We start from the raw sequence: 7,604 nt of genomic DNA on the forward strand, positions 1-7,604 counted from the left end.
TTGGCATATTTTCTCGTCCTGTTGAGTTAAATACTTGCCGACACCATGTCGACAAGATTGGAATTATATTTTTATTGCAAGGGTTTAGTCAAGCAAATGACTGATAAAGTTTGGTGTTTTCCAATTTATGTCTAAATTTTAGAAACAAAGGTCGTCTGAAACATTCAGACGGCCTTTGCCATTTTAAATATGGTTCTCTACTTATTTTCTCCATTGCTTTCCTTATTTATTCAGACGGCCTTAAACTCTACCCTCTTTTAAGTCCTCTAAAAAATAAAACCGCAAGACTGGCTTGCGGTTTTATTTTCACAATAATCGCTCGAAATTATTCGTCTGAAGCTTCGGTTTCAGAAGTTTCTTGATCGGCTTGCTGCCATTGTTGATGGCGGCTGCGGTGGTAGGTCAAACCTGTACCGGCAGGAATCAAACGACCAACAATTACGTTCTCTTTCAAACCACGCAGCTCGTCTTGTTTGCCCATAATAGCGGCCTCTGTCAAGACGCGGGTTGTTTCTTGGAACGATGCCGCTGAAATGAAGCTGTCTGTAGACAAGGAAGCTTTGGTAATACCCAACAACACGTTTTCGTAACGTGCCGGCTCTTTGTCTTCAGCCATGGCTTTTTCATTGGCAAGCATCACATCGCCACGCTCAACTTGCTCACCGGTAATGAACTCTGTATCACCAGAATCGACAATGTTCACTCGACGCAACATTTGACGGATGATGACTTCGATGTGTTTATCGGAAATCTTCACACCTTGCAGGCGGTAAACCTCTTGCACCTCTTGAACAATGTAGCGAGCCAATGCTTCGATACCTTGCAGACGCAGAATGTCGTGTGGGTCTACGGCACCGTCTACGATGGTTTCACCGCGGTTTACCACTTGACCGTCATGTACCAAAATCTGTTTCTCTTTAGAAATCAGGGTTTCGTATGCTACACCGTCTACGTCGGTAATAATCAGACGCTGTTTACCTTTGGTTTCTTTACCGAAGGAAACTGTACCGGTAATTTCTGCCAACATACCTGCATCTTTCGGCACGCGTGCTTCAAACAATTCGGCTACGCGTGGCAGACCACCGGTAATATCGCGGGTTTTAGAAGACGCTTGCGGAATACGCGCCAATACATCACCCTTACCGACTTCCTGACCTTCACGGATGGTAATCACCGCACCGACCGGGAATGCCATAGAAACTGGGGTAGTCGTACCAGGAATGCAAATTTCCAGACCATTTTCATCCAACAGTTTGACAGTCGGACGCAACAGTTTAGAAGCACTAGAAGAACGACGTTTGCCGTCAATCACTACCAGAGTAGACAAACCGGTTACATCGTCAGTTTGTTTCGCAACGGTAACACCCTCTTCCACGTTCTCGAATTTCACCATACCTGCGTGTTCGGTAATCATCGGACGGGTATGCGGATCCCAAGTTGCCAAAGTTTGACCGGCTTTAATGGCTTCGCCGTCTTGTACCAGCAGGATTGCACCGTAAGGTACTTTGTGACGTTCACGTTCGCGACCGATATCGTCGTGAATCACTACTTCACAAGAGCGGCCAATGACAACCAATTCGCCTTTGTTGTTGGCAACGTAACGCATTTGGCTGCTGAAACGAGCTGTACCATTGGATTTGGCTTCCACTTGGCTGGCTGCTGCCGCACGAGATGCCGCACCACCGATGTGGAACGTACGCATGGTCAGCTGAGTACCTGGCTCACCAATAGATTGTGCAGCAATTACACCTACAGCTTCACCAGCGTTAACCAGTTTACCGCGCGCCAAGTCGCGGCCATAACAGTGTGCACACAAACCATGACGGGTTTTACAAGTAATTGGCGTACGGACTTTAACCTCATCAACACCAGATTGGTCAATGATATCGACTAATTTCTCAGTCAGTAGTGTACCTGCCTCAACCAATGTTTCTCCTGTTGAAGGATCAACAACATCTGATGCTGTAACACGGCCTAAAATACGATCGCGCAACGCTTCAATTACGTCACCGCCTTGTACCACTGCTTTCATGACAAAGCCGTCTGAAGTACCGCAATCATCTTCAACAACGACCAAGTCTTGGGTTACGTCTACTAAACGACGGGTCAAGTAACCGGAGTTTGCAGTTTTCAACGCGGTATCCGCCAAACCCTTACGCGCACCGTGGGTCGCAATAAAGTATTGCAATACGGTCAGGCCTTCGCGGAAGTTAGAGGTAATAGGCGTTTCAATAATCGAGCCGTCAGGTTTTGCCATCAAACCACGCATACCGGACAACTGTTTAATCTGAGCTGCAGAACCACGGGCACCAGAGTCGGCCATCATGTAAATAGAGTTGAAGGACTCTTGATCAACTTCGTTGCCGTCACGGTCGATGACTTTTTGTTTGGACAGATTGTCCATCATCGCTTTAGCAATCTTATCGCCGGCACGACCCCAAATATCGACTACTTTGTTGTAACGTTCGCCGTTGGTTACCAAACCTTGACGGTATTGGTCTTCGATTTCTTTAACTTCGGCATTAGCCTCGGCCAGCAAGGCTGCTTTTTCTTTCGGAATTTCCATATCGTCAACCGCAATGGAAATACCGCCTTTAGCCGCAAAACCGAAACCGGTATACATCAAGTGGTCGGCGAAAATAACTGTATCACGCAAGCCGCACAGACGGAACGATGCGTTAATCAGCTTGGAAATTTCTTTTTTCTTCAGCGCTTTGTTGATGTATTCGAACGGCAGGCCTTTAGGCAAGATTTCGCTCAACAATGCACGGCCGACAGTCGTTTCGTAACGGTTAACAACAGGCTCAAACTCACCTGCTTCGTTTTTCACCCATTCGCGCAGACGTACGGTAATTTTCGTACCCAATTCAACCTGTTTGGTATGGTATGCACGATGCACTTCTTTCACATCGGCAAACAGGCTACCTTCGCCTTTAGCATTGATACGGTCGCGGGTCATGTAGTACAGACCCAATACGATATCTTGAGAAGGTACGATGATTGGTTCGCCGTTGGCTGGAGACAATACGTTGTTTGAAGCCAGCATCAGCGTGCGTGCTTCCATTTGTGCTTCCAAGCTCAATGGAACGTGTACAGCCATTTGGTCACCGTCAAAGTCGGCGTTAAATGCGGCACACACCAATGGGTGCAACTGAATCGCTTTACCTTCGATCAGGATAGGTTCGAACGCTTGAATACCCAAACGGTGCAGGGTTGGCGCACGGTTCAACATAATCGGATGTTCGCGGATTACTTCTTCCAAGATATCCCATACTTCAGGTACTTCTTGTTCTACCAATTTTTTCGCAGCTTTAACAGTAGAAGCCAAACCTTGTTTTTCCAATTTGTGGAAAATGAATGGTTTGAACAGTTCCAACGCCATTTTTTTCGGCAGACCGCATTGGTGCAGACGCAGGTATGGACCTACGGTAATCACGGAACGACCAGAGTAGTCCACACGTTTACCCAGCAGGTTTTGACGGAAGCGGCCGCCTTTACCTTTAATCATGTCAGCCAATGATTTCAGCGGACGTTTGTTGGCGCCGGTCATGGCTTTACCGCGACGACCGTTATCCAACAGAGAGTCAACTGCTTCTTGCAACATACGTTTTTCGTTACGAACGATGATGTCAGGCGCATGCAGTTCCAACAGACGTTTCAAACGGTTGTTGCGGTTAATAACGCGGCGGTACAAATCGTTCAAATCGGAAGTGGCAAAACGACCGCCATCCAATGGAACCAACGGACGCAAATCAGGTGGTAATACCGGCAGTACATCCATAATCATCCATTCCAGTTTCATACCAGAACGGTGGAAGGCTTCCAATACTTTCAAACGTTTGGCGATTTTTTTAATTTTGGTGTCAGAACCGGTAGATTCCAGCTCTTGACGCAGGATTTCGATTTCGCCGGTAATATCCAAGGTGCGCAGCAATTCACGGATACCTTCTGCACCCATTTTGGCATCGAAGTCATCGCCGTATTCGTCCAGTTTGTTATAGTAATCGTCCTCTGTCAGTAATTGACGACGTTGCAACGGAGTCATACCGGGATCGGTTACCACAAATGCTTCAAAGTACAATACGCGTTCGATATCGCGCAAAGTCATGTCCAATACCATACCCAAGCGGGAAGGCAGGGATTTCAAGAACCAAATGTGTGCAACAGGTGCTGCTAATTCAATGTGGCCCATGCGTTCGCGGCGCACTTTGGACAGGGTCACTTCTACGCCACATTTTTCACAGGTTACGCCTTTAAATTTCAAGCGTTTGTATTTACCGCACAAACATTCATAGTCTTTGACCGGGCCAAAGATTTTGGCGCAGAACAGACCGTCGCGCTCTGGTTTGAACGTACGGTAGTTGATGGTTTCAGGTTTTTTAACTTCGCCATAAGACCATGAGCGGATGGTTTCGGGAGAGGCAATACCGATTTTGATGGCATCAAACTCTTCTTCCATGCCGGCAGTTTGCAACGGATTAAATAAGTTCAACAAATTCATTTTTGCTCCTTGAAGGAAGTATTTTTACCGCATGGCGGATTTTCGATATTGGGAAACGGTACTTTTGATTTCAGACGGCCTAAATGCCGATTGCTTCATTCTTATTCTGAAACCGCTTTTTCAGACGACCTTAAAAGGCCGTCTGAAAACTTCTGTTTAGTAACGTTCCAAATCGATATCCAAGCCCAGTGAGCGAATCTCTTTAACCAATACGTTGAAGGATTCAGGCATACCGGCATCGATTTTGTGTTCGCCTTTGACGATGTTTTCGTACATTTTGGTACGGCCGTTCACGTCGTCAGACTTCACAGTCAGCATCTCTTGCAGCGTGTATGCCGCGCCGTATGCTTCCAATGCCCAAACCTCCATCTCACCGAAACGTTGGCCACCGAACTGAGCTTTACCGCCCAGAGGCTGCTGGGTAACCAGACTGTATGGACCGGTAGAACGGGCGTGCATTTTTTCGTCAACCAAGTGGTGCAGTTTCAGATAGTGCATCACACCGACTGTAACCTTACGGTCAAATGCTTCGCCTGAACGGCCGTCATACAGCGTGATTTGCGTTTTACTGTCGTTGAAGCCCAGTTTCTCAACCTCAGGATCTTCGCTTGGGTAAGCCAAGTTCAACATTTCGCGGATTTCAGACTCTTTCGCACCGTCGAATACAGGAGAGGCGAAAGATGCACCTTTACGCAGGTTGGAAGCCAATTCGATGATTTCTTCATCTGTCAGGCTGTCCAAATCTTCTTTCTTACCGCTACCGTTGTAGAGCTTGTTCAAGAATTCACGCAACTCGCTGGCTTTGCGTTGCTCTTTCAGCATACGGTCGATGCGTTCGCCGATACCTTTTGCCGCCCAACCCAAGTGAACTTCCAAAATCTGACCGATGTTCATACGGGAAGGTACGCCCAATGGGTTCAGTACGATGTCTACCGGACGGCCGTCAGCCATGTAAGGCATGTCTTCCACTGGCAGAATGCGTGATACCACACCTTTGTTACCGTGGCGACCCGCCATTTTGTCACCGGCTTGCAGACGGCGTTTGATGGCGATAAATACTTTCACCATTTTTTGTACGCCCGGTTGCAGCTCGTCGCCCTGGGTCAATTTTTTCTTCTTGATCTCATACAACTCATCCGCTTCTTCGCGTTTTTGTTGCAGGCTCAATTTAATCAGTTCCAACTGTTTGGCCAAATCTTCGTCAGCCAGACGGATGTCAAACCAATCATGTTTGCTGGACAGGCTTGCCAAATATTCGGTAGTGATTTCGCTGCCTTTAGCCAGCTTCATCGGACCACCATTGGCTTTTTGACCCACAATCATACGTTCGATACGGTCGAATGCGTCATTATCGAAAATACGCAATTGATCGCCCAAATCTTGACGGTAACGTTTCAATTCAGAATCAATAATGGATTGAGCACGTTTGTCGCGTTGGATACCTTCACGAGTGAAGACTTGAACGTCGATAACGGTACCGCTCATGCCGGTAGGCATACGCAATGAAGTATCTTTTACGTCAGATGCTTTTTCACCGAAAATGGCACGCAGCAGTTTTTCTTCAGGAGTCAGTTGGGTTTCGCCTTTAGGTGTTACTTTACCTACCAAGACGTCACCTGCTTCTACTTCTGCACCGATATACACGATACCGGATTCATCCAAACGGTTTTGCATACGCTCAGACAAGTTCGGAATATCGCGGGTAATGTCTTCTGCACCCAGCTTGGTATCACGGGCAACAACGTTCAGTTCTTCAATGTGAATCGAAGTATAACGATCGTCCGCAGCCACTTTTTCTGAAATCAGAATCGAGTCTTCGTAGTTGTAACCGTTCCATGGCATGAAGGCGATGGTCATGTTTTGACCCAAAGCCAACTCGCCCAAGTCGGTAGATGCACCATCGGCCACCAGGTCACCACGTTGCAACACATCTCCTGCTTTTACGGCCGGACGTTGGTTGATGTTGGTAGATTGGTTGGAACGGGTGAATTTAACCAAGTTGTAAATATCGACACCCACTTCACCGGCAGTTGCTTCATCATCATGAACACGAACTACGACGCGGTTGGCATCTACATACTCAACCACACCGCCGCGGCGGGCAACGATTGCAGTTGCAGAGTCAACGGCAACAGAGCGCTCGATACCGGTACCAACCATTGGTTTTTCAGGGCGCAGGCACGGTACGGCCTGACGTTGCATGTTGGCACCCATCAATGCACGGTTCGCGTCATCATGTTCCAAGAATGGAATCAGAGATGCTGCAACAGATACTACTTGACCGGTTGCCACGTCCATATATTGAACGCGGTCAGGCGTTGCCATAATGGTTTCGCCTTTTTCACGACAAGTAACCAAGTCGCCAATCAAATTACCTTCTTTGTCCAAATCGGCATTCGCCTGTGCAATCACATAACGACCTTCTTCGATAGCAGACAAGTAGTCGATTTCTTCAGTTACTTTACCATCGACAACACGGCGGTAAGGGGTTTCCAAGAAACCATAATCATTAGTACGCGCATAAACGGACAATGAGTTGATCAAACCAATGTTTGGACCCTCAGGTGTTTCAATAGGACATACACGGCCATAGTGGGTCGGGTGTACGTCTCGCACCTCAAAGCCGGCACGTTCGCGAGTCAAACCGCCCGGGCCCAATGCAGATACACGGCGTTTATGGGTAACTTCAGACAATGGGTTGGTCTGATCCATAAATTGGCTCAATTGGCTAGAGCCGAAGAATTCTTTAATCGCGGCAGAAACAGGTTTCGCATTGATCAAGTCATGCGGCATCAAGTTCTCAGATTCTGCTTGGTTCAAACGCTCTTTAACTGCACGTTCTACACGAGCCAAACCGCTGCGGAATTGGTTTTCAGTCAACTCACCCACAGAACGAACACGACGATTACCCAAATGGTCAATATCGTCTACTTCGCCATGACCGTTACGCAGTTCAACCAATGTAGCAATGGAAGCAACGATGTCTTCAACGCTCAGAACGTAACCACCTTTTTCGGATGCGCCGGCCAAAGTCTCATTCAACAAACGGCCATACCAAGAGTTTTGTTGTGCTTCAGACAATTTTTGCTCGTATGTGCGCGTA

At 47.5% G+C, this 7,604-nt stretch carries 2 protein-coding genes; both read right to left on the reverse strand.

Translation table 11 applies throughout. The features are described from left to right. Positions 1-325: 325 nt before the first annotated feature. Positions 326-4,501 carry a DNA-directed RNA polymerase subunit beta' gene (gene rpoC / locus ACTHSP_RS15375; RefSeq protein WP_070461127.1) on the reverse strand — a complete coding sequence of 1,392 codons (4,176 nt, stop codon included), beginning with the start codon at positions 4,499-4,501 and terminating at the stop codon, positions 326-328. A gap of 156 nt (positions 4,502-4,657) precedes the next feature. Continuing rightward, on the reverse strand, positions 4,658-7,604 hold a 2,947-nt coding region (gene rpoB / locus ACTHSP_RS15380), incomplete at its 5' end, for a DNA-directed RNA polymerase subunit beta (RefSeq protein WP_440346388.1).

This window comes from Neisseria sp. P0001.S005, from assembly GCF_051963715.1.

Excerpts from the sequence above, each read along its gene's own strand:
- rpoC (WP_070461127.1), bottom strand. The coding sequence starts at position 4,501 with ATGAATTTGTTGAACTTATTTAATCCGTTGCAAACTGCCGGCATGGAA.